Origin of the sequence: Microcoleus sp. Pol11C3 (assembly GCF_036701485.1) — a bacterium.
Lineage (GTDB): Bacteria > Cyanobacteriota > Cyanobacteriia > Cyanobacteriales > Microcoleaceae > Microcoleus.
On the sequence record NZ_JAUBQW010000006.1, the window covers coordinates 1 to 23,034 of the forward strand.

At 45.4% G+C, this 23,034-nt stretch carries 20 protein-coding genes; 15 read left to right on the forward strand and 5 right to left on the reverse strand.

The features are described 5' to 3' along the window. The 8 genes from QUA40_RS03105 to QUA40_RS03140 form a co-directional block, all read left to right on the forward strand. On the forward strand, nucleotides 1-481 hold a 481-nt coding region (locus tag QUA40_RS03105), incomplete at its 5' end, for a transposase (protein ID WP_333121695.1). Nucleotides 482-701: 220 nt separating this feature from the next. Beyond that, the gene (locus tag QUA40_RS03110; RefSeq protein WP_333121696.1) at nucleotides 702-1,781 is read left to right on the forward strand and encodes a dipeptide epimerase; all 1,080 of its coding nucleotides are present in this window, start codon (nucleotides 702-704) and stop codon (nucleotides 1,779-1,781) included. Nucleotides 1,782-1,812: 31 nt separating this feature from the next. Then, a complete protein-coding gene (locus QUA40_RS03115; protein ID WP_333121697.1) occupies nucleotides 1,813-2,595 on the forward strand; it encodes a Uma2 family endonuclease in 783 nt (260 codons plus the stop codon). 67 nt (nucleotides 2,596-2,662) lie between these two features. Beyond that, on the forward strand, nucleotides 2,663-3,712 hold the full coding sequence (locus tag QUA40_RS03120; protein WP_333121699.1) for a DUF1611 domain-containing protein: 1,050 nt from the start codon (nucleotides 2,663-2,665) through the stop codon (nucleotides 3,710-3,712). Nucleotides 3,713-3,755: 43 nt separating this feature from the next. Then, complete coding sequence (locus QUA40_RS03125; RefSeq protein WP_333121701.1) at nucleotides 3,756-4,385, forward strand: restriction endonuclease subunit R; 630 nt, start codon at nucleotides 3,756-3,758, stop codon at nucleotides 4,383-4,385. After that, on the forward strand, nucleotides 4,385-4,855 hold the full coding sequence (locus QUA40_RS03130; RefSeq protein ID WP_333121702.1) for a GNAT family N-acetyltransferase: 471 nt from the start codon (nucleotides 4,385-4,387) through the stop codon (nucleotides 4,853-4,855). The genes QUA40_RS03125 and QUA40_RS03130 overlap by 1 nt, the downstream gene beginning before the upstream one ends. 920 nt (nucleotides 4,856-5,775) lie before the next feature. Beyond that, nucleotides 5,776-6,063: an NfeD family protein gene (locus QUA40_RS03135; protein ID WP_333121703.1), complete on the forward strand. Its 288-nt coding sequence runs from the start codon at nucleotides 5,776-5,778 to the stop codon at nucleotides 6,061-6,063. Nucleotides 6,064-6,157: 94 nt separating this feature from the next. Then, nucleotides 6,158-6,445, forward strand: coding sequence for an NfeD family protein (locus tag QUA40_RS03140; RefSeq protein ID WP_333121705.1), 288 nt, complete (start codon nucleotides 6,158-6,160; stop codon nucleotides 6,443-6,445). Nucleotides 6,446-6,580: 135 nt separating this feature from the next. Here the strand turns inward: QUA40_RS03140 and QUA40_RS03145 are convergent, their stop codons facing one another. Both QUA40_RS03145 and QUA40_RS03150 read right to left on the reverse strand, forming a co-directional pair. After that, nucleotides 6,581-7,714: an Rpn family recombination-promoting nuclease/putative transposase gene (locus QUA40_RS03145; protein WP_333121707.1), complete on the reverse strand. Its 1,134-nt coding sequence runs from the start codon at nucleotides 7,712-7,714 to the stop codon at nucleotides 6,581-6,583. A gap of 166 nt (nucleotides 7,715-7,880) precedes the next feature. Further along, nucleotides 7,881-8,051, reverse strand: a complete 171-nt coding sequence (locus tag QUA40_RS03150; RefSeq protein ID WP_333121709.1) for a hypothetical protein — start codon at nucleotides 8,049-8,051, stop codon at nucleotides 7,881-7,883. 161 nt (nucleotides 8,052-8,212) lie between these two features. Between QUA40_RS03150 and QUA40_RS03155 the strand changes: the two genes are divergently transcribed. The 3 genes from QUA40_RS03155 to QUA40_RS03165 all read left to right on the forward strand — a co-directional run bounded on the left by QUA40_RS03155 (nucleotide 8,213) and on the right by QUA40_RS03165 (nucleotide 12,514). Next, nucleotides 8,213-10,597: an NACHT domain-containing protein gene (locus QUA40_RS03155; protein ID WP_333121711.1), complete on the forward strand. Its 2,385-nt coding sequence runs from the start codon at nucleotides 8,213-8,215 to the stop codon at nucleotides 10,595-10,597. A gap of 112 nt (nucleotides 10,598-10,709) precedes the next feature. After that, nucleotides 10,710-11,588 (forward strand): glycine--tRNA ligase subunit alpha, encoded by an 879-nt coding sequence (gene glyQ / locus QUA40_RS03160; protein WP_190660228.1) that lies wholly within the window; start codon nucleotides 10,710-10,712, stop codon nucleotides 11,586-11,588. Between the two features lie 158 nt (nucleotides 11,589-11,746). Then, on the forward strand, nucleotides 11,747-12,514 hold the full coding sequence (locus QUA40_RS03165; RefSeq protein ID WP_333121712.1) for an ATP-binding cassette domain-containing protein: 768 nt from the start codon (nucleotides 11,747-11,749) through the stop codon (nucleotides 12,512-12,514). Nucleotides 12,515-12,619: 105 nt separating this feature from the next. On the opposite strand, the gene QUA40_RS03170 is transcribed toward QUA40_RS03165, so the two are convergent. The 3 genes from QUA40_RS03170 to QUA40_RS03180 form a co-directional block, all read right to left on the reverse strand. Next, nucleotides 12,620-14,197, reverse strand: a complete 1,578-nt coding sequence (locus tag QUA40_RS03170) for an MDR family MFS transporter (protein WP_333121713.1) — start codon at nucleotides 14,195-14,197, stop codon at nucleotides 12,620-12,622. A gap of 175 nt (nucleotides 14,198-14,372) precedes the next feature. Further along, nucleotides 14,373-15,644, reverse strand: coding sequence for an MFS transporter (locus QUA40_RS03175; protein WP_333121715.1), 1,272 nt, complete (start codon nucleotides 15,642-15,644; stop codon nucleotides 14,373-14,375). Between the two features lie 290 nt (nucleotides 15,645-15,934). Beyond that, nucleotides 15,935-16,447, reverse strand: coding sequence for a DUF2808 domain-containing protein (locus tag QUA40_RS03180; protein ID WP_333121717.1), 513 nt, complete (start codon nucleotides 16,445-16,447; stop codon nucleotides 15,935-15,937). A 444-nt stretch (nucleotides 16,448-16,891) separates the two neighbouring features. On the opposite strand from QUA40_RS03180, the gene QUA40_RS03185 reads away from it, so the two are divergent. The 4 genes from QUA40_RS03185 (at nucleotide 16,892) to QUA40_RS03200 (ending at nucleotide 23,025) form a co-directional block, all read left to right on the forward strand. Beyond that, entirely contained in the window at nucleotides 16,892-18,043 is a 1,152-nt protein-coding gene (locus QUA40_RS03185; protein WP_333121719.1) for a Re/Si-specific NAD(P)(+) transhydrogenase subunit alpha, read from the forward strand. Nucleotides 18,044-18,230: 187 nt separating this feature from the next. Then, nucleotides 18,231-18,524: an NAD(P) transhydrogenase subunit alpha gene (locus QUA40_RS03190; RefSeq protein WP_106150865.1), complete on the forward strand. Its 294-nt coding sequence runs from the start codon at nucleotides 18,231-18,233 to the stop codon at nucleotides 18,522-18,524. Further along, nucleotides 18,521-19,930, forward strand: coding sequence for an NAD(P)(+) transhydrogenase (Re/Si-specific) subunit beta (locus QUA40_RS03195; RefSeq protein ID WP_333121721.1), 1,410 nt, complete (start codon nucleotides 18,521-18,523; stop codon nucleotides 19,928-19,930). Before QUA40_RS03190 ends, QUA40_RS03195 begins: the two co-directional genes overlap by 4 nt. 413 nt (nucleotides 19,931-20,343) lie before the next feature. After that, complete coding sequence (locus QUA40_RS03200) at nucleotides 20,344-23,025, forward strand: protein-arginine deiminase family protein (RefSeq protein ID WP_333121722.1); 2,682 nt, start codon at nucleotides 20,344-20,346, stop codon at nucleotides 23,023-23,025. Nucleotides 23,026-23,034: the final 9 nt, after the last annotated feature.

Consider the following 23,034-nt stretch of genomic DNA (forward strand, 5'->3'; position numbering starts at 1 on the left):
TCAATCTAAAATTAGAATTGAAGTCCCAATTACCAATGAAAAAGATAGACAAACTTATTTTGGTGCACTCAATTATCAAAGTAAAGAATTCCATATTCAGAGCCATCCATCTGGTGATGGAAAATCAACAGTTACATTCATAAAATACTTACAAGATAAATATAAAAATCGCAATATTATCTTGATTTGGGATGGAGCTAGTTATCATAAATATGGAGAGTTTAGAGACTTTTTATTAGAACTAAATGGTGACAAAGAACCTGATAATTGGTCAATTACTTGTATTTTATTTGCTCCCAATGCTCCCCAACAGAATCCCGTTGAAGATATTTGGTTACAAGCTAAAAACTTTTTAAGAAAGTATTGGTATTTATGTAGGTCTTTTAAGATTGTCAAGTTTTTGTTTGAGTTTTTTACTAACGAACATAAATTTGATTTTCCCAAAATACGTCAATATACTTACACAGAGAAAATCATTTAGGATTGCTCTAGATATAGAAAATCATTTAGGATTGCTATAACTCGAAGCCGTGGTCAGAAAAATTAGAGAAACATCCGTAGTCGCCGCGAGTGCTGTAAAAGCAAATGGTCATTACCAGAAATTACCTTTTATAGCTTGGATAAATTTTAAGTAAACTTGATATAAAGCTAATCCAATTATACAATTTATACAATAATAATGAAAAAACGGAACACTAATTATGCAAATTCACATTCAAACCTTCACTCTTAACAAACGATTTGCCCTTACCATCAGCCGTGGTACAACGACTACAAGTACCAATTTATGGGTGAAGCTAGAACAGGAAGGCATCGAAGGCTGGGGAGAAGCTTCGCCGTTTTCCACAGGTTCTGGGCCTCAAACTACCGAAATTCTGTTAGCCGCATTGCAGGAAGTTGCACCGCTGCTAGAAAAGTTTACTCCGTTCGATCGCCAAAAAATCGCACAAGTATTAACAGAGGTCAACTTACCCTCAGCCGCCCGCGCCGGCATCGACATGGCAATGCACGACTGGCTGGGCAAAAAAGCAGGCTTGCCGCTGTGGAAAATGTGGGGATTAGATCGATCGCGCATCGTCCCCACCTCGGTCACAATCGGCATTAATTCGCCGTCTGGTGCAAGAGAAAGAGTACGCGATTGGTTTGGTAAAGATGCGACAGATCCAGGAAGCATCCAATACCGCGCCGTTAAGGTTAAATTAGGAAATCCCGAAGGAATCGAAGCCGACAAAGCTATGTTAATAGCAGTGCTAGACGAAGCACCAGCTAACCTTAAAATTAGTGTAGATGCTAACGGCGGTTGGAGTTTAAAAGATGCAGCAGAGATGTGTCGCTGGCTGGAAAAATACAAGATAAATTATGTCGAACAGCCGCTTTCACCCGTCGCCGATATGGATGAATTCTCAGAACTGTACCGTCAATCCCCCCTACCAATTTTTGCTGATGAAAGTTGCTTTAATAGTTCCGATATACCCAAGTTGGCGCACTGCGTCCACGGCATCAATATCAAAATGATGAAGTCAGGCGGATTGACTGAAGCGATGCGGATGATTCACACCGCAAAAGCCTGCAATTTGCAAGTAATGTTCGGCTGCTATTCAGATAGCGCGATCGCAAATACAGCAGCAGCACAACTTTCACCGCTAGCTGACTATTTGGATTTGGACAGTCACTTAAATTTATTAGACGATCCTTTCACCGGTGCTACCATAGAAAATGGGTGTTTGCTGCCAAACGGGCGATCGGGATTGGGAGTGCAGCGAATGAAGATTGTAGAATAGAAGTATCGCTCAAAATAAATCTGGAGATAGTATGATACCAGTAGAATCAATAGGACAGGGAATTGATAGAGAAGCCAAGCTTTTTTTTGAAGAACATAAACCGCCCACTGATTTAATTTTTGATGATGGTGCAGAAATAAAAAGCAACCGCCACCGTATAGCAATGACCGTTTTAATCCGTTCCGTAGAACAAGGTTTAGCTAACCGGAACGATTTTTTTGTCGGTGGCAATATGTTTATTTATTACAGCGCTAAACAGATTCGCAATCAGGATTTCCGAGGCCCGGATTTTTTCGCTGTGTTGGGTGTTGACAGCAATACTTCCCGACAAGGCTGGGTAGTTTGGGAAGAAAACGGACGTTACCCCGATGTCATTGTGGAACTGCTGTCGCCGTCAACGGCAAATCAGGATACAGGCAAAAAAAAGGATATTTACGAGCAGGTTTTTAGAACGCCCGATTACTTTGTTTTCGATCCTTTCGAGCCGAATTCTTTGCAAGGATGGCGTTTAGATGCCACACTGCGTTATCAGCCGTTAGTGCCCAACGAGCGGGGTTGGCTGTGGTGCGAAACGTTAGGTTTTTGGTTGGGTACTTGGGAAGGAATTGTCGATCGAGAAACAGCAACTTGGGTGCGTTTTTTCGATGAATCTGGCAATTTAGTTTTGTTGCCGGAGGAAGCCGCTCAACAGCAAGCCGAAGCCGCTCAACAGCAAGCCGAACAGCAACGCCAGCGAGCCTCGCGACTAGAGGCCAGATTGCGAGAATTGGGAGAAGATCCCAATGATCTTACCCTGAACCCAAATCACAGCTAACACCCAATAGATTTTAGATTTTAGATTGGATCTAAAATCTAAAATTGCCAATTTCAAAAGTGAACCAATGACTAAAAACTATCCCATCAAAAATGGCAAAGTGGCTATCCTGCTGCACGAGGGAATTCTCGGTTCTTCCGGCAAAACAGGTTTAGCATTTTTACGCTACAGCGAAGCACAAATTGTAGCAGTAATAGACTGCCAATGTGCCGGAAAATCTTTACCTGAATTAACTGGCATTCCTCAACAAGTACCGATAGTTGCTTCCGTTGCAGAAGCACTGCAATTTGGGCCGGATATTCTGCTAATTGGTATCGCTCCTTCCGGCGGTGTTTTGCCGGCGGAATGGCTGCCAGAAATTAATCAAGCGGTAGCAGCAGGTTTGTCAGTTGTCAACGGTTTGCACGCGAAACTTGCACCTTTGATAACAGTTCCGTTAACCGAAAATCAATGGATTTGGGACGTGCGTCAGGAACCGAAATCTGTCGGTGCGATCGCCTCTGCCGCCGCCGCTAAATTAAGCTGCCGCCGCGTGTTAACTGTCGGCACAGATATGAGCGTTGGTAAAATGTCAACCAGTCTGGAACTCAATCGCATTTGCTTACAGCGGGGTTTGCGTTCCCAATTTTTGGCAACCGGACAAACGGGTTTAATGATCGGAAATGAAGGCATTCCTTTGGATGCAGTGCGAGTTGATTTCGCGGCTGGTGCTGTCGAACAAATGGTGATAAAATTGGGTTCTGAATGCGATATTCTGCACGTAGAAGGGCAAGGTTCGCTATTGCATCCAGGTTCGACGGCGACTCTGCCGCTGTTGCGGGGTGTACAGCCAACTCACTTAATTTTAGCCCACCGAGCCGGACAAACTAGCATTCGCAATCACCCGCACGTATCGATTCCCAGGCTATCAAAAGTGGTCGAATTGTACGAAATGTTAGCTGCTGCTGCGGGTGCTTTTGCAGGGGGAAAAGTGAGCGCGATCGCCCTCAACACTCATCACTTAAATGAGGCAGAAGCGCTGTTAGCAATAGCTGAAGTTCAAGCAGAAACGGGATTGCCTTGTACCGATCCGGTAAGGTGTGGCGCCGAGGTTTTGTTGGAGGCGATCGACAGTTGATATGTTACAATTAACACCAACTAGCCAATCGCTACAGAAAACTATGACACAATCACTTCAAGCCAAAATACTGACACTGCGCGATGTCAAAACAAAATTTAATTTCCAACTTGCAGAAGACGAGCAATTCTTCCGGGAGTGGATTGACGATTTACCTGAAATTACTGATGAAGAAAAGCGATATCTAGACAAAATAAAAGCTGGCTATACTAACAGTGCGGAGTATCCCATGATAGAAGATACCGTAAAAATGGTGGTACTGGCTCCCTTGCTATTTTTAGCAGGTTTCTTCTTGACTCCGTTTCACATAGAGTCAGAAAAATCGGTGGAACTGGTTACAGTGGATGAAGATATACTTGTCAGAGGAAGCATTGATATTCTGCTTTTAATGGAATCTTTCTGGGTTGTTGCAATCGAAGCCAAGCGATCGCAATATTCCGTTGAGGCAGGACTTCCCCAGCTACTCTTTTATATGCTGAGTAACCCCAATCCCGACAGACCAACTTTTGGGCTTCTGACAAATGGCAGCAACTTCAGATTCATTAAATTGATTAAACAAGACACTCCGCAGTACGCTTTATCTTATGAGTTCGTAATCGATCGCGCCCAGGACTTTTACGAGGTATTCCGCATTTTCAAACGAATTGCTGCTGTAGTTACCAACTATAACTAATGACGGAATTTTCTGTTTCCTTACCCCCAGAATGCGTTCTACGCCAAGCGTCGGAGCAAGATATCAAATCAATTAGAATGTTAGTGTGGAGTGCCAAACTCGATCCTACTCAGTTGCGCTGGGAGCAATTCTGGGTTATCGAATGCGAGGGAAAATTGGCAGCTTGCGGACAGTTGCGGAACTTTGCGGGCGCGCAAGAATTGGGCAGTTTGGTGGTGGCGAAAGATTGGCGCGATCGAGGTTTGGGAAGCTACCTCACAAAATATTTAATTCAACAAGCTACAGAACCGCTATATTTAGAATGTTTGGGAAAGCGACTCGCATCATTTTATACTCGCTTTGGCTTCGTAGAAGTTTCCGTACCAGAATTACCGCAGTCGCTTAAATTCAAGTTCGGTTTGTCTCAATTAGCTAAAACTTTATTCAAAATTCCTGTAACAATTATGCAGTATCAAGCAGGTTGTCTATAATTATGACTTTTATGAATTTAAGATTCTGAATTTATGAATGGACTTTAAGTTCGACCTGTTCAATAATTGGATAACAGGGTGCGATCGCTCGGCATTGATCAAAAACTCCTACCGCCTCCTGATATCTGCGTAAGTCTCGATCGCCTATTTTCTCTGCCTAAAGAGGTAGGTACAAATCAATATCGCGTGGGGAGGGTGGGTGAAAGGCGAAGTTTACTTGCTTATATCATAGATCCGCTTACGGGCCCCTAATACCGCACAGGGTGTCAGAAACCAGGTTTTTAGGGGTTTGGTGCGTAAGTTACGGAGTAGATATTTATGGATATTCCGGATTGGGCGATGGAGACGGCGTAAGTTCATAATTCACTGTTCGCGGTAGTCCAGTTAGCTAAATTGGCACAGCTACAAGCGCGATCGGTAGGCAAAAACCCTTGCAAAATCGTTGCTGGCAGGTGGAAAGGTGTCCTGTGCCAGTACCAAAACAGGAAAGTGGACTGGCGATCGCACCAAAGACATTCGACTCCTGGCAAATTAGTAAGTGTAAAGCAAGTGAGTCACAACCCAATCAAAACATACAACCCAAAAATAAAACATCTTCACAGCAGTAGTAATGCGGAATCAGACAATCTCTAATGTAGCTAACAACATCTACCCTTAAGGTAAATCCCACCAACTGCTCAACCACTAAATCCTTAATTCAATACCTCGGAATTACTGGATTTAGACCCCCCGCAACCGCTTCGCAAATCCCCTCAACATTTCAAAAATTCTTTGCCTTTTATCCTGATAAAACCACGGAAGGCAAGAACAATGAAATATCAAGGCAATCAATCAATCTTAACCGAGGAAATGCAGCCTCTCAAATAGCATAAACAGACAATTACACATCCATATATTTTAACACCACAGGAGTAAATATCATGTTCAACGTAGTAAAAGCTTTCGGCTCGATTTTCTCTACCCAAGGATACAGCGCAGCTAACAATATGCTCATCAAAAATTACATCAACACCAATTTTAACTATTTCAACGAAGAAGCAGTAGTTGATGAATCGATTTACCCGAATCAAACAGGTCGCGTCCGCTTCCAAGGTAGCTGGTGGCCCGCACGGTGCGATCGCCAAATCACCCTCACACCGGGAGACACGGTTTATGTCATCGGCGTTGACAACATCACTCTGTTAGTTTCCCTCGCTCCCGCAGACTAAATCAGAGCATGAACAACTAGGAAATGCAACCTTTCAAATAGCATCAATAGGCGATTAAACTTCGATATATATTAACACAAAAGGAGTCAACAAAATGTTTAACGTAGTAAAAGCTTTCGGTTCAATTTTTTCTCTTCACACCTACAGCACGGAAAAGAATATCTTAATGGATAACTACATCAACACCAATTTTGTCTATTTCAACGAAGAAGCAGTCGTGGATGAATCTATTTACCCGAATCAAACAGGTCGCGTCCGCTTCCAAGGTAGCTGGTGGCCCGCACGCTGCGATCGCCAAATCACCCTCACACCGGGAGACACGGTTTATGTCATCGGCGTTGACAACATCACTCTGTTAGTTTCTCTCGCTCCTGCAGACTAAACTAGAAAGTAATCTAAACCTTTTCACGGTTAGAGCCCCGACTTCTGGAAGAAGTCGGGGCTCTTGCTATTCTGTTTATTAGAAATTAGGAGACGGCAGTGCCGTGTCCCTACAATATTATTATCGAATATCGCGCTACAATAAAATGGCATTTGTGAGAGCTTGTTTGTTGAGGCGATCGCCAATTAGAGATTCGCTACTTTCTGGACTTTCTGCTGTTGTTTCTGATGTTTTAGCGATCGGCGGTAGTGGTTCGAGCAGTTGGGCTTGAGCTTCCTGAATTGAAGGGTAATTTTCTGCCCAGGATGAAATCGCTTCTGAAAGGACATCGATCTCATCGGATAAGGGTTCGATTAGCTGGGCTAGTTCGGTTAATTGTTCGGCCGAGAAGAGCGATCGCTGCTGAGTTAAGAGTTCGATAAATGAGTCGATGTTTTGTTCGGGGAGTGACATCGATTCCCGTTGGATTTTGTTAATTGTTTGCCGAACAAATTGGAGAGACAAATCTAATAATTGCGCGATCGTCTCTAAATTTATCCCCAACCCTATCGTGCGACGAATGGCTTGTAACTTCGCCTGCCTCTCACCTTGTTCGAGTCCTTCTTCTAAGCCTTCTTGCTTGACTTCCTGGTAAAATCGAGTTTGTCTGAGTTCGCTTAAATTCAACATGGCGGCAATTTCCTCGCGGCTTTTCTGGGGGAGTTTGTAGACGATAATTGTTTCGATGAGGTTAATTAAATCGCGTTGAACGGTGGGATCGGATATCTGTTGTCGGGCCATTGCGATCGACTGGCGTGCTTGTTCTGCTGCTGTCTCTGCTGGCTCGATTACCAGTTTAACAACTTTCACTCCGAGCGATCGATCTGCGGCTTCTGGCAATTCATCGAGGTAAATCCGTTGGACGCGCTGACTGGTTAAGAGTTCCTGAAATTGCAGCATCTGTTCGTGTTCGATGCGACGATTGGGATAAATGACAACCACCCGCCAAGGATTGAGGGGTTTGTATTGTCGCAGGTAGAGAAAGAGTTCGCCAAAGATGCGGTAGTACAAGTCGGCATCGGGTTGAAACTGAACTTCAGCCAAGTAAAATGGTTTTTCAGGTTCTTCGGTTTTGGGGAGAAATAACCCGTCGATGCGGAATGCAAGTTGTTTGATTTCGCGGGAGGTGAATTCATAGGCGGTGGCTTCGTCTGGAGGGCGATCGATCAGTTCAAAGAAGAAGCTGGGAAATTCCTGAAACAGGCTGTAGAAAATAGTGTCTGTTTTCATGAGTTGTCGATGCGAATCGAAGATGGGTACTATACCATGCCAAGATTGGTAAATGCGATCGCTCGATAGTTTGAGTAGCGATCGCATCGACTCATTTTTCAGATTTTCGCTTGTCGATTTCGGCGATGGGCAACGACAATTTTTTCTCAATCTACTCGTTTAGCATTTAACTTTTATCTATTTCACTCTCCTCATCTTTCTGCAACGCAGCCAAGATTTGAAAGCACAGCCGAAGCAGAAAGAGCAGAAATCCTGCTTGGGGATTGAGCCAAGTGGCAACACCCACTATGGTAAACTCCATTACTTTGAGCCATTTCTTTTTGTTGGATTTAGACATTAGAATCACCTTTTTTTAATGCTTAAATCCATTGGAACAATTAGAATTGAGAGTTATTTAAACTGACTTGACTGACTTAGGCTGATTTAACCTGACTTAGGCTGGCTTCGGGCCAAAAAAGTAGCTAAACTATCTGTGTACCCTTTGCTCGTTTGCTCGTAATGCCCTTTCCTCATGACTTCTTGACCGAAATCGCTGGCACGAAAAAGCTGACTGACCTAGAGATAGCTGTTTTTTTGCGGCTATTTGGTCAAGATAAAAATAAGGTGCAAATTGCCATTGAGCTTGATACAACTGAAAGCGTTGTTAGTACGCGGCTAACAGGGGTTTACAAAAAGTTTGGAATCAACGATCTGGGTCCTGTTAAAGAAAGGGAGTTACGGCGCTATTTAGAGGAGCTGCAGAAACGTAAACCAGCGAGTTCACTGTCCAATCTGCCTGCGGAGAGCGTCAAAGATCCTGTTGATGCGTTAGTTCAGCAGGTACGATCGCGCCTCCACGATGACATCCAAAAGTTGCACGGCACTATGCCGCTTTGCGGGATCGATCGTTGCGTGCCGTTGGGTGACTTGTTTGTGGATGTCAATATTCTGGAGGAACTCAGCAGTAGTCGTAAATCCGAATTGCATGACTTGTGGCAGGACTTCAGCCAAAATCGCAGCTACCGCAGTTTCGATCGCATTGGTTTGGGCAAAGAGCTAAAACGGGTATCAGGTTTAGAGGTGCTGGCAAAGAATGCGAACCTGATGGTAGTGGGCAAACCGGGTTCGGGAAAGACTACGTATTTGCAGCGAGTGGTGATGGAGTGCAACGCAGGTAATTTACAAGCGCGCCGGATTCCGGTTTTGATTAAACTGCGAGATTTTGTCGAGGATGGGCGTTTTGTCGAGGATGGGCGTGAGGTTGCCTACTCGCTAGAGCGTTATCTAGAGGGATGCTGGCTGTTATCGGATGCCGAAACTAAATTGGCGTTACATCGAGGTCGGGCGCTGGTGCTGCTGGATGGGTTGGATGAAGTGACGGGAGAAGATGGGAAGAACATCGCCAAGGAAATCAAGCGGTTTGCTCGCACTTATCCGCAGGTGCAGGTAATTGTGACGTGTCGAACGCAGAGTCAGGAATCGCGGTTTGAGCGGTTTGATTATGTGGAGGTGGCGGATTTTAATGAAACGCAGGCGCGGGCTTTTGCCCAACATTGGTATAAGGCGGTGATGGGGGATGAGTCGGGGGGACTGGCAAAAGCGGAGGAGTTTCTGCGGCTGCTCTTTTTGGAGGAGAATAAGTCGGTTCGGGAGTTAGCAATTACGCCGATTTTGCTGAGTTTGACTTGTGCGGTGTTTCACCAGACGGGGAAGTTTTACTCGAAGCGTTCCAAGCTTTATGAAGAGGGGTTGGAGTTATTGCTAAAGCAGTGGGACGAACGTAGGGGAATCGAGCGAGATGAAATTTATCGCGATTTGTCAGTGGAGCGAAAGCTAGAATTATTGAGCTTTCTGGCCGTGAAGAAGTTTGAAAAAGAGCAATATGTGCTATTTGAGCAGACAGAAATTGAGGAGTATATTGCGGAGTTTTTGGGGATTGGGCAGCGGGATAGTCGGGCGGTGTTGAGGGCGATGGAAGCGCAGCATGGATTGTTGATTGAGCGATCGCAAAAAATATGGTCTTTTTCGCATCTAACTTTTCAAGAATATTGTACTGCTTACTCCTTTGCAAAGATTCACAGTCGTGACTCAGAAGACAAAGCAACATTGCAAGCACTAGCTCATCATGTTAATGAGAATCGATGGAAAGAAGTATTTTTTTTGACTACAGAAATGTTGGATGATGCCAGTATTCTAATATTGAACATGGAATCAGCAGTCCACAAATTGAGCGCCGTTGGTAAACTTACGGCTTGGTTGAACTGGGCACATTCCTCAACAAATAAAGCAACAGGAGATTTTAAACCTGTTATAAAAAGAGCGGCAGCTATGTACATAGCTTGTGCATTGTCTCCAGATATTATCCATAATATGGCTCTGGCAGAATGTATGAATTACCTTTCAAGATTAATTGATAGAATAGCACATTCTGACGATATTAATGAGGTATTGAGAAAGTTCGATACCTTAGTTCGCAATCGCGAGCGCCCTCAGAATAAAGTTACTTATTTAGCTCAAGAAATTGTGCCTATCATTCATGAATTAGAAATTTTCAGTGTTGTTGATTTTGAACTTTTAATAAAAAATCTTCAGATGTTAGAAATTGAAACTCCAAAAATTGAGAAAATTGAGATAGTTTATGACGGAGAATCCTACAATCTACTTCGATGTTTTGTAAATCGGGTTTTCCAAGTATGGGCTGAAAGTTTAAGTCTTCAGCAAGAATGGAAAGCAATATTTAGAACCGAAGGGGAATTATGGAATTATCTATATGCAAACGAAATGGTTATAGCTTGTAAAGAAAGGGCAGTAAAAATTTCGATAAAAACATGGGAATCAGTTCTTGAGAGAATGTTACTACCGATCGCCGAAATCGAAAAACGCAAACAGGAAAAAGCAGAGTAGGCTAATTCGCTATAAATCCTGTCTTATCTAATTTTGGCAGGGTTTATTTGAATAAACCCTGCCTTGAGTATGCTTAAATAAGCTTAGACACTCGCTAACCATCTTTAAACCAGTGAACTTTCAATCAGTCATTGCCACCTTAAACAAATTCTGGAGCGATCGAGGCTGCCTGATCGCCCAATCCTACGACACAGAAAAAGGTGCAGGAACCATGAATCCCCACACCTTTCTCAGAGCAATTGGCCCCGAACCTTGGTCAGTCGCCTACATCGAACCCTGTCGCCGCCCCACAGACGGACGCTACGGCGAAAATCCCAACCGCTTCCAACATTACTATCAATATCAAGTTTTAATTAAACCCTCTCCTCCCAACATCCAAGACATCTATTTAGACTCCCTCAGAGCATTAGGAATTAGCCCAGAAGACCACGACATTCGCTTCGTAGAAGACAACTGGGAATCGCCCACCCTCGGAGCTTGGGGCGTCGGCTGGGAAGTCTGGCTCGACGGCATGGAAATCACCCAATTTACCTACTTTCAACAGTGCGGTAGCATTGACTGTCGTCCCGTCTCCATTGAAATTACCTACGGACTAGAACGCCTTGCAATGTATCTCCAAGAAGTCGATGCCATGACGAAAATTCAGTGGAAAGATGGCATCACTTACGGCGACGTTCACCTGCAAGGAGAAATAGAACAGTGTACTTATAACTTTGAAGCTTCCAATCCCGAATTGTTATTTACTCTATTTGGATTGTACGAGCAAGAAGCCGAACAATTGACAAAAAAAGGATTGGTTTTGCCTAGTCTTGATTATGTGTTAAAATGTTCTCACACTTTCAATTTGCTCGACGCTAGAGGTGTGATTTCGGTAACTGAAAGAACTCGGTATATCACCAAAATTCGCAATTTGGCGCGGCGAGTTGCTCAGCTTTATTTGGAACAGCGCGAGAAGCTGGGTTTTCCTTTGGAAAAAGCTGTAAAAGTTTGAGTTTGAGTTGGATTGTGGGGCGGGCATCTTGCCTGCCTTAATAACGGGCAAGATCCCCGTTCCACGAAGAGTGAGTTGGATTGGGGAGTGGGCATCTTGCCTGCTTTAAGAACGGGCCAGATCCCCGTTCCACGAAAGCCATATTTTTAATTAATTAAATGCCTAATTATTCGGAAAATAATACAGAAACAAATCCTCAACTGCGAATTGACGGTGTAAGCTTGAAAACACCGATCGCCTCCAGTTACTTGTTGGAAAATATATCGTTTCAGGTACACAAGGGATCTCGCGTGGCAATTGTTGGCCCTTCAGGTGCGGGGAAAACAACGCTGTTGCGGTTGCTAAATCGGCTCAGCAGTCCCACCAGCGGCTCCATTTATCTGGAAAATACAGAATATCGCCAAATACCTGCGATCGAACTCCGCAAACAAATCACCCTCATCCTGCAAGAATCCAAGCTTTTGGGAATGTCGGTGCGAGAAGCATTGGCTTATCCTTTGAAGCTGCGGGGCGTGACTTCATCAAACATTGCAGAGAGAATTAGCGGGGCGATCGAACAACTGCACATACCCCAAGAATGGCTCGATCGCAGCGAATTGCAGCTTTCCACAGGCCAAAAACAGCTCGTGGCGATCGCCCGCGGCATCCTCCTGCAACCAAAAATCTTGCTTTTAGACGAGCCAACATCCGCCCTAGACGCAGGAAAAGCCGCCCACCTTTTGCAAGTATTGACACAGCTAACAAACGGCCAAACCACAATTGTAATGGTAAACCACCAATTAGAATTAGCCGAGCAATTTAGCACGCGAATTCTGCATTTACACCGCGGAAAGCTCATCGAAGACTCGCCCTCCCATCAAATAAATTGGCTGCAACTGCGGCAAAATTTAATCCAAGCAGAAGCAGAAGCTCAACAAGAATGGTAAATAAGCTAAAAAATATTTAGTTGGCATTTTGAAAACTCTTAAAATTATTGTGGGGTGGGCATCCTGCCCGCCCCAAAGATGCAACGCACTCCGCGCCCTACAGAATCAATGAGCTCCCCCACCACCCGCACCCGGTTTCACCTTTTTAAAACCCAAAACAGCAATCCCACTTAACAGCAAAGCAATTCCCACAAAGTAAAAAGAATCATTAAAAGCCATTACATAAGCTTCGCGGCGCACAAGATTATCAATTGCCTTAACTGCCTGGTCGTGGGCCACGCTCAAATCAGCACCGCGACTCACAAAATACTGAGTCATTTGATTCATTCTCTCCTGCGTCGCCGGATCGTACAAAGAAACAGATTCCACCAATCGATTCGAGTGAAATTGCTCCCGCTTACTCACCAAAGTTCCTAGCGCCGCAATCCCCATCGCACCTCCCATATTTCGCATCATATTAAACAAACCCGAAGCAGAACCAGCCTCGTGTTTCTCCATACCAGCAGTGGCAATAGTTGACAGCGGCACCATAATTAAAGGCTGTCCCATTGCTCGAACTAATTGCGACCAACGCAACTGATCGATACCCGTCTCGTGAGTCATGCTGGCATTCATAAAACAACTCACCGCAAACAAACTCACACCGATGCCAATCATCAGCCGCATATCGATTCGCTGCATCAATTTCGGCACCATCGGCACGAGGAATAACTGCGGCACGCCGCCCCACATAATCACCTCGCCAATTTGCATGGCATTGTACTGCTGGATCTGACCTAAATAGAGGGGCAAAATGAACACCGAACCGTACAATCCCACCCCCAAGGAAACATTCACAATAGTTGCTAAGCCGAAATTGCGGCGAGTCAGCAATCGTAGGTTAATAAACGGTTTTTTTCGAGTGAGTTCTATCCAGAAAAAAGCGCTAATAAATATGGCAGCAATTACGCTTAAACGTACAATAACATCCGAACTAAACCAGTCCTTGCGGCTGCCTTCTTCTAACACAACTTCCAGGGAACCCAAGCCGATCGCCATCGAGATAATTCCCCACCAGTCGCCCTCTTTTAGCAGTTCGAGTTTCAGCGGTGCGGGGGCGACGGCGTACCACACAGCAGCTAGCAGCAGCAGCCCTGGAATTAAATTTAAATAAAAGACATATTGCCAGCCATAATTCTCAGTCAGCCACCCTCCCAATGTCGGCCCGATGGATGGTGCAAAAGTAGCTGTCAGTGCGAACATCGCCATACCGATTGGCTGCTTTTTGGGCGGCAAATTTGTCAGCAAAAACGTAAAAGACATCGGAATTAAAATGCCCCCCGTGAACCCCTGAAGCGCCCGAAACACAATCATTGAAGTCAAATCCCACGCCCAAGCGCAGGACATGGAAAAGAATATAAAGAAAGCGGCATTTACCAAGATGTAGCGGCGGACTGAAAACACCTGCGACAGCCAACCAGTCAGCGGAATTACGACAATTTCGGCGACTAGATAAGCGGTGGAAATCCAAGAACCTTCTTCTAAAGTTGCGCCTAAAGCTGCTTGAATATCTTTCAGAGAAGCGTTGGTGATTTGGATGTCCAAAACCGCCATGAAAGCGCCGATAATTGTTCCCATGACCCCGATCCAGGTTTTTAAGGGAACGCGATCGCTCTGCTGTGGTATTGCACTTGTATTTGCCATTGGTTTAACCTCTGGTTGCGTAATTAATTTGGATGTTTTAACCGCAGAGGGCGCAGAGAAAGAGAAGAGATAAAGAGAGAAGTTTACAAATTGTTGAGGATTGCTAGAGATACAGTCATATCTTCGCTTTGGGAATGTGGTTTAATGTTGGCCTTTGTGCTTTTAGGCTAAATAGCTACTGCGGAATTAAACCCATTTTTTGATAAAGTGGTCGGACTAAGTTTTTTAAAGCTGGCAACTGTTTGGTAAAAATTATCGAGCCTAAAATACAAATTATACCTCCAATGATGACTGTATTGGGAGCGCCGATATAATTTGCCAATCCGCCGGCAAGTAAATTCCCAAACGGTGTCACTCCAAAAAATGCCATCGTGTATATGCTCATCACTCGGCCGCGTTTGTCGTCTTCCACAATTGTTTGCAAAAATGTGTTTCCTCCTGCAAATTGCAAAATGAAACCAAACCCAACGAACAACATCATGATTAATGACAGCCACAAGACGCGAGACAAACCAAAACCTATCAGCCCGAATCCCATAATTGCCGGTGAAATCGCAATCCATTTGCCGAGGCCAACTATAGTTTTGCGCGAAATCAAATAAATCGCCCCCGCAAACGCTCCGACTCCCGAAGCCGCCATCAAAAAGCCGAGAGTTTGGGCGTCGCCGTGCAGGATTTTGGTGGCAAAAATCGGGACTAAAACTGTGTGGGACATTCCGGCAAAACTGACTAATGCTAATAGCAGTAAAATTGCTCGAATCGGGGGAAACCCGAAGGCATAAATGAATCCTTCTTGTAATCTTTGTAAGGGTTGGGTATTAATTGCGGCAATTTTACGGGGTTTGATTTGCATCGCTAATAAGCCGGCAATTACAGCGATGTAGCTGAGTCCGTCAATAAGAAAGCAATAACTTGGGCCGACTGTAGCTATCAGCAAACCTGCCATTGCGGGGCCGATTAGTCGGGCTGCGTTGAACATCGAAGCATTAATGGCGATCGCATTTGCTAAATCTTCTTTCTTTTCTACAAGTTCCGGCACAAAAGCTTGCCGTGCCGGTGCGTCAAAGGCGTTAATTGCGCCTTGGAAGAAACTCAGTAGCAGGATCTGCCAAATGTTCACGACTCCTGTTAGCGCTAAAAATGCTAGCGCTAAGGATTGAACCATTGCTAATATTTGAGTGGCAAGTATGACTCGGTGGCGGTTCCAGCGATCGATTAAAACTCCTGCAAAAGGCAGTAAAATTAATGTGGGGATTTGACTTGTAAATCCCACCACGCCGAGCATCCAAGGTGAATCGCTCAAATTGTAGACAAGCCAAACAGTAGCGACTTGCGTCATCCAATTGCCAATCAGTGAGATGCCTTGTCCTGCAAAAAACAGGCGATAATTTCTCGATCGCAGCGCTGGAGGAAGTTGTATTGTTTTGATTTTTGCTAGTAGATTCATGCTGCAAGTACGGCTAGAGCAATCCTATTTGATTGGTAAACATTTTTTAGGGGTAGCGCCCCTGGGCCTACCCCTAATTAGCGCAGGGCAACCATCGGGGGACTGCCCCTAGACTCATTATTACGAATCATTGAGAATTGCGATATGAGCCGGAGGTTCTATTTTACAGATGCCGACAACCAGGATTTGAGTAGAGTTAAATTTTTGCCCGTAGCAAAACGAGCGCAACATTTAAATTTTTCTGTCGCGATCGCTTGACTAACGAGACATTCCTTCGCCGAACTCTTCCCTTAATCAATGCTCAACAGCCAAGTACCGAGGTAACGCAGCAAGGGAACGTCTCCGGGGGTGCGGATGCGGACGTTGAAATGGTACATTCCACCCGGAGATGGGTTTCTGACGTTGGAGAGTACAACCTCAACATTGTTGCCTGCAGGAATTGGTTCTTTGGGATAAATTTCTATGAATCGATTTTCTTTGTCCCAGATTACTTCTGCCAATTCAATAGATTTATCTTTGACGCGCACTTTAATGTCTTTTTGGTCGAATTCGCCTTTGTAGTAGTCTGGATAGGATATGTTGAGTTGGGCGATCGCCAGACTTACTTTTTTGGAAGGAATTCGCAGCCGATATCTATCGCCGCTCATCCCCGCTTTGCCGTAATCCAAGCGATAGCTTAATTGGTTGGCGCGCTCAGGGCCGCCGAAAATTGTTAATCCTGGCATGGACTGGGCTACACTGATGGCGGGTAATCCAGCCACCAAGCAACCTGTAACCGCTAGTGCTGAAAATAATCGTCGCATAACAACTCCTCTAATTAAACTCTTGGTGAACCTTAAATATTGCTCGCCCGAAATTTGCGATCGTGCCTACAATATATCGAATGTCTCAGCAATTTGATGAGGGCGAGCTACCGCCGGCTGAGGTCACTTTTTTTTGCGTATTTTTTGCGTAATACTGATAACAGACATTCAAACTACAGAATTAGGCGACATAAAATTATATCATAATCGGTGGCAAACTTAACAATTTAGCGAGTTTGAATGTATAAGATAAGTTAAAGATACGGGTCGAATTTGGGCGATCGGCTTTAGTATCAACGAGAGAAGTTTAGGGCAACGGCTGTTTCAATGTAAAGCAAGGCATCGGGCGATTAAAAATCGCACTTCAAGAAACCTGCGGAGGCAGGTTTTGTCTGTGTAGGCGCGGTTTCAACCGTCCTAGGAAGGCTTAAATAAGGAGACTGTATGAAATTAGCGATCGCAAAAGAAATAGAAGCAGGCGAACGCCGGGTGGCTTTAGTACCCGACGCTGTGGCTAAATTGGTAAAACAAGGCGTCGAAGTTTGGCTGGAAGCCGGTGCCGGCGCAAAATCCTTTTTCTCGGATCTTGCTTACGAAGAAGCGGGAGCTCAGGTTGTCGCCGATACCGCTAGGCTGTGGGGCGAAGCCGATGTCGTCGTGAAAATCGGGGCCTTGCAAGAATCAGAAGTTCATCAACTCCGGGAAGGAGGAGTTTTCATCGGATTTTTGAATCCTCTGGGAGATCCAGCTTTAGTGCAGCGTTTAGCCGATCGCCAAGTAACGGCATTCAGCATGGAAATGATCCCGCGCACCAGCCGCGCTCAAAGCATGGATGCGCTGTCATCTCAGGCTAACGTCGCCGGTTACAAAGCGGTACTGATCGCAGCCGCCGCTTTGCCGAAATATTTCCCAATGCTGACAACGGCGGCGGGTACGATTCGCCCAGCCAAAGTATTGGTAATGGGTGTGGGCGTTGCTGGCTTGCAGGCGATCGCCACGGCGCGCCGTTTGGGTGCGGTAGTCGAAGCTTTCGACATCCGCCCGGAAACAAAAGAACAAGTGCAAAGTTTGGGCGCTAAATTCCTTGATGTCGAACTCAAGGAAGAAACCGTAGCCGCCGGAGGTTATGCAAAAGAACTATCAGAAGCCGCCACAGAATACACCCGCCAAGTGCTCACTCAACACGTCAGCGCTTCCGATGCAGTTATTACAACGGCTCAAGTTCCTGGCAGAAAAGCACCTATTTTAGTTACTAGAGAAATGGTTTCTCAAATGAAGCCCGGATCGGTAATTGTTGACCTCGCGGCAGAACAAGGCGGCAATTGCGAATGTTCTGAAGCGGGGAAAGATGTTGAATGGAACGGCGTTAATGTCATCGGCCCGATTAATGTGCCCTCGTCGATGCCGGTACACGCTAGCGAAACTTACTCCAAGAATATCTCCTCTTTACTTCAGTTGATGGTGAAAGATAAAGAGCTCAATTTGAATTTTGAAGACGATATCATCGCTGGTGCTTGCGTCGCCCGCGACGGTGAGATTAGCAATCAGCGAGTGCGCGATGCTTTGGCTGCTGAGGCTTCAGCAGTCAATAGTTAGGAGTCATTATAGCGAACCTAAATCATAATCTCTCTCGTTACAATGCTCTGCATTGTAATGTACTCCAGGAGGCTCTGCCTCCAGTCTATACCGGAGGCAGAGCCTCCGATGAATGCGTTCCCAGCCCGGAGGCTGGGAACGAGTAAATGACAAATTACCAATTACCAATTACCAGTTCACACTTGTTATGGCAGAAGGATTGATTGCAGGTTTAGTGGTGTTTACTCTAGCGTCGTTTGTGGGATTTGAAGTAATTAATAAAGTCCCGCCGACGCTGCACACACCTTTGATGTCGGGATCGAATGCGATTTCGGGAATTGCGGTTTTAGGTGCAATTCTGATTTCTGGCCAAGGCAATGTGACTGTTACTTCGATTTTGGGGACGATCGCGATCGCCCTGGCCACAATTAACGTTGTCGCCGGTTTCCTAGTAACCGATCGAATGCTGCAAATGTTCAAGAAAAAAGAGGTTAAAGCGTGAGCGATTTTCTGCCCAGTGGCATTCAACTAGGTTATTTAGTTGCCGCATCTTTATTTATTGTCGGTTTGAAACAGTTGGGTTCCCCTGCAACCGCCCGTCAAGGAAATGTGTTAGCTGCGATCGGGATGTTAATTGCGATCGTCGGTACGTTGCTGGAAAAGCAAGTCATCAGCTACGAATTGATTGCTGTCGGAATTATCATCGGTTCCATTTTGGGAACAATTATGGCGAAAACCGTCGCGATGACGGATATGCCGCAGATGGTGGGTTTGCTTAACGGTTTCGGGGGCGCGGCTTCTGCACTCGTTGCTGTGGGCGAATTCTGGCGCTATCTCAGCATCCCCCAATCGCCGACGCCTGATGCGACTATCACGATCCTTTTGGGTGTGTTGATTGGCGGAATTACTTTCACTGGTAGCCTTGTGGCGTTTGCGAAACTGCAAGAATTGCTGCCGGGTGCGCCTATGACGTTTCCGCTACAACAGCCGTTTAATGCCATGCTGGCGATCGCACTTTTAGCCGGCAGTGTTTATATGCTGACGAAGCCGGAGGATGTGCCGGTATTCCTGGCTTTGGTGGCGATTTCCAATATTCTGGGAATCATGTTTGTGCTCCCGATTGGCGGTGGCGATATGCCCGTGGTGGTGTCGCTGCTTAACTCTTATTCGGGGATTGCGGCGAGTGTGGCTGGGTTCATTTTGATGAACAATATGCTGATTATCGCTGGTGCATTGGTGGGCGCGTCGGGGATTATTTTGACGCAAATCATGTGCAAGGCGATGAATCGATCCTTGGGTAGTGTGCTGTTTAGCGCGTTTGGTAGCGGTGGCGGTAGTGCTGGGGCTGCTGCTGGGGCTGCTGGTGCTACTGACAAAACTGTTCGCAGCATCAATCTCGAAGAAAGTGCGATGATGTTAGGCTATGCGCGATCGGTGGTAATTATTCCCGGTTACGGAATGGCTGTAGCGCAAGCACAGCACGCGGTACGCGAGTTAGCCGACGGTTTGGAAAAAATGGGTGTTGATGTGAAATACGCGATTCACCCGGTGGCTGGGCGGATGCCGGGGCACATGAATGTGTTGCTGGCGGAAGCAAACGTGCCTTATCCGCAGTTGTACGATATGGATGATATCAATCCGCAATTTGAAGAAACGGATGTGGCGTTGGTGATTGGTGCGAATGATGTGGTGAATCCGGCGGCGCGTCACGATACGGCGAGCCCGATTTACGGAATGCCAATTTTGGAGGTTGATAAGGCCAAGCATACGATCGTGATTAAGCGCGGGATGAGTGCTGGTTTTTCTGGTGTAGACAATGAGTTGTTCTACAAGGATAAGACGATGATGTTGTTTGGTAGCGCTAAGGATGTGGTTGCCAAATTGGTTGCTGAGGTAAAGCAGTTGTAGGATTTTTTAACCGCAGATGAACGCGGATTAACGCGGAGGATTAAACCCGGTTTCTTGTAGAAACCGGGTTTTTGTTGGGATTTTGTTTAGATCTCAATATTCTTCAGTCTCTTAGAGAGGGACTTCGTTGTCGTTGATTTGGTAAATCCGTGGGCTGATGCCGAGGCTTACCCAGACGAAATTTAAGCAACTATTAAACAAAATAAGGCTGCTTAAAACATGGCACGAATTTGCCATAACAAGACTTACGGACTCCGACCAAGAAACCGGGTTTTTACCGAATCAGTCCGCAGCAACAAAGTATTTTCGTAAAAAACCAGATTTCTGGGCCGCCATGCGTAAGTCATTATAATTAAATCCCCCATTGCTCCCCAGATTAGGTAAAATTATTGGCGTGTCTGAGGATAAACTATATGCGCTTGGTTAAATATATTGCGATCGCGATCGTCAATGCTTTCGGTGTCGTCATCGGTATTATTTGGGTTGCAGTCCCCGCAACAGTGGCTCAACCTTCCCTAAACTACCAACTCGCACTCTCTGGGCGACAGCCAGAGCGCCAAACTCCGCAATCCCTTTCCGAACTCTACAAATTGCGCGATCGGCTGAAAGTACAATTAGATAACCTTGCCAAAACTCCCGACAGCGCCCCGTTTCCGGCAGAACTTTGGAAATCAGCAATCCACCGCCAGCAATCCCACACTCTGACGCAGCAACTCCAAAACGTTCAAAGTCAGATTCAAATAGAAGAAAGAGCCAAATATAATTGGGACGATGCTGCTAAATTAGCTGCCCAAGCAGTCGCCATTGGACGCACTTCTAATCCTTCTTCTGCTACTTGGGAACAGTCCCAGCGGCTGTGGCAGTTGGCTATCAATACGCTGCGACTCGTTCCTCACGGTTCTTTTTTGACTGATGGGGCGATCGACAAAACCATCGAATACCAAGGAAACCTCAGTGTCGCTACCTATGAAATGCAAGTTGCACGTTCTGTTGAGAAAGTTAGAGCCGAAGAAGAAGAGATAAGAGAGCGAGCCCGCAAAGAGCAAGAGAAAAAAGAATTTGCTCGTCGAGAAATAGAGAGAAAAGAGCAAGAGAAAAAAGACCGGGCTAGAAAAGAACTAGAAAGGCAAGAATTCCAAAGGCAAGAATTAGCCCGTAAAGAACTAGAAAGGCAAGAATTAGCCCGTAAAGAACTAGAAAGACAAGAATTCCAAAGGCAAGAGTTAGCCCGTAAAGAACTAGAAAGGCAAGAATTCCAAAGGCAAGAGTTAGCCCGTAAAGAAATAGAAAGGCAAGAATTAGTACGAAAAGAACTAGAAAGTCAAGAATTCCAAAGGCAAGAGTTAGCCAGAAAAGAACTAGAAAGGCAAGAAGTTGAAAGGCAAGAGTTAGCCAGACAAGAATTAGCGCAAAAAGAATTAGAAAGACAAGAGTTAGAGAGAAATCAGCAAGCAACTTCTCAACCAACTCCTGAATCAACTACAACACCAACTCCCGACCCAGTTACCTCCTCCGCGTCCCCCTCTAACTTTTTCTTTGCGGGAGATACTAACAGAGATGGCCAAATTAACGAGCAAGATGACGCCGGAAAAGAACAATGGTCTTTGTCCAAGGGCGCGCTAATTTTATTTAACGATCGCAATAACGATCGCGGCAAGATACCGACTTGGAAACAAACCAAAGTTAGCGCCCCCCGTCGTGCAGCAATGCTTTCTCAAGTTAACTTAACACTGTCTGAAAACTTCAAAACCTCTCAGTTGTTTATCACGGCTGACAGCAGTGCTACCCCCCACATCAGCGTTTTTCAGAAGACGGGCGACGGCTGGCAACCTGTAGATATATCCGGTGCTAAACCTCTAGTTTTTAGTACAAATATTGTTTTAGGTGTGGAAGCCAAACAATTTGCCGATCGCAACTGGAACGGCACTGTTAATCTCAAAGCAACTGCCCAAAACAACGGTCAAGAAATTGCCTCCACCACAATCCAAATGGGCGTTAGTCCTTGGATGATAGCGCCCAATACAGCACCAGTAACCGAAGTTCAGGTCAGCGACAGAGGCTCGGTAAACAGCGAATTTATCTCGCAACTAAAACAAGCAGTAGAACCCACGGGCGCTAGAGTAAAAATTCTCCAGGGCGATCGCACTTGGATGCAAGATACCCAGAAAAACGGCTACGTTCAACTCCCAGAAAAATTTGAAATACGCCAGTTTAATGTAGCTATAAAAAGCAATAGCGAGTCCGAGAAAAACCCGCCTGTTAAATCAGCTCAAAACCGGGATTTGAAAGTATTTAAAATTGGCAATCCTCGTTCTTTAGACCCTGTAAGTCAATGGTCTGATGGATACGGTAATTTGCAGGTGACACCGCCGATTCCTGGATACCCAATGGGTCGAGTTTATTACGGGAATTCGGGAAATGCTAGTTTTAATCCCGAGGTACTTGATTTTATTCAAGCTCAGAGAATTCAAGGGCCACCAGTGGATATTGATACTTCTTGGCTTTTGACTCGCCAAGTCGATGAAATTATCAATTTTATTCCCACTCAAGCTCCCGGAAAATATGTAATGGCGATCGCCAGTCCCGAAGCCGGAGTTAAGCTGTTGGAAGAATTGGAGGGAAAAGGTTACGGCGATGTGACGATCAATCGTGGTTTGAGCACTCAAACAACAGTCAGCGCCACCTTGAAAAATCGCGCTTTAATTCAACACAATCTTAATTTACAACAGCAGAAACTTAATCCGATTGTAGAGAAGTTGAAAAGAGAGTTTTTACTCGGAGACGACCAAATTATTCAAGTTCCGGTGATGTTTGGCTACAGCGGTTATGCTTGGTGGCCGAATATGGTCAATTCGGTGCCAGTTAACGGCAAGTTGTTAGTTTCAAATCCGCGCGGACCAATGATTGAGGGTGTAGATTACACTCAGGAAAGATTGCGCCAACTGCTGCTTCCTGCTGGCGTCAGCGTTAGTTTTCTGGATGACAGGTATTATCAAGAATTGAAAGGAAATGTGCAGTCGGCTACGAATACTGTGAGGAAGCCCGAAGAGCGGCCTTTTTGGGAGTCTTTGCCTAATAATTTAGCCCGGTATTAAGTTGCGATC

What these genes read in the sequence shown, in the direction of transcription:
- QUA40_RS03175 (WP_333121715.1), bottom strand. Translation starts at nt 15,644, where the DNA reads ATGAATCTACTAGCAAAAATCAAAACAATACAACTTCCTCCAGCGCTG.
- QUA40_RS03190 (WP_106150865.1), top strand. Translation starts at nt 18,231, where the DNA reads ATGGCAGAAGGATTGATTGCAGGTTTAGTGGTGTTTACTCTAGCGTCG.
- QUA40_RS03130 (WP_333121702.1), top strand. Translation starts at nt 4,385, where the DNA reads ATGACGGAATTTTCTGTTTCCTTACCCCCAGAATGCGTTCTACGCCAA.
- QUA40_RS03180 (WP_333121717.1), bottom strand. Translation starts at nt 16,447, where the DNA reads ATGCGACGATTATTTTCAGCACTAGCGGTTACAGGTTGCTTGGTGGCT.
- QUA40_RS03140 (WP_333121705.1), top strand. Translation starts at nt 6,158, where the DNA reads ATGTTTAACGTAGTAAAAGCTTTCGGTTCAATTTTTTCTCTTCACACC.
- QUA40_RS03155 (WP_333121711.1), top strand. Translation starts at nt 8,213, where the DNA reads ATGCCCTTTCCTCATGACTTCTTGACCGAAATCGCTGGCACGAAAAAG.
- QUA40_RS03135 (WP_333121703.1), top strand. Translation starts at nt 5,776, where the DNA reads ATGTTCAACGTAGTAAAAGCTTTCGGCTCGATTTTCTCTACCCAAGGA.
- QUA40_RS03150 (WP_333121709.1), bottom strand. Translation starts at nt 8,051, where the DNA reads ATGTCTAAATCCAACAAAAAGAAATGGCTCAAAGTAATGGAGTTTACC.
- QUA40_RS03110 (WP_333121696.1), top strand. Translation starts at nt 702, where the DNA reads ATGCAAATTCACATTCAAACCTTCACTCTTAACAAACGATTTGCCCTT.
- QUA40_RS03185 (WP_333121719.1), top strand. Translation starts at nt 16,892, where the DNA reads ATGAAATTAGCGATCGCAAAAGAAATAGAAGCAGGCGAACGCCGGGTG.
- QUA40_RS03120 (WP_333121699.1), top strand. Translation starts at nt 2,663, where the DNA reads ATGACTAAAAACTATCCCATCAAAAATGGCAAAGTGGCTATCCTGCTG.
- QUA40_RS03200 (WP_333121722.1), top strand. Translation starts at nt 20,344, where the DNA reads ATGCGCTTGGTTAAATATATTGCGATCGCGATCGTCAATGCTTTCGGT.
- QUA40_RS03145 (WP_333121707.1), bottom strand. Translation starts at nt 7,714, where the DNA reads ATGAAAACAGACACTATTTTCTACAGCCTGTTTCAGGAATTTCCCAGC.
- QUA40_RS03170 (WP_333121713.1), bottom strand. Translation starts at nt 14,197, where the DNA reads ATGGCAAATACAAGTGCAATACCACAGCAGAGCGATCGCGTTCCCTTA.
- QUA40_RS03125 (WP_333121701.1), top strand. Translation starts at nt 3,756, where the DNA reads ATGACACAATCACTTCAAGCCAAAATACTGACACTGCGCGATGTCAAA.
- QUA40_RS03165 (WP_333121712.1), top strand. Translation starts at nt 11,747, where the DNA reads ATGCCTAATTATTCGGAAAATAATACAGAAACAAATCCTCAACTGCGA.
- QUA40_RS03115 (WP_333121697.1), top strand. Translation starts at nt 1,813, where the DNA reads ATGATACCAGTAGAATCAATAGGACAGGGAATTGATAGAGAAGCCAAG.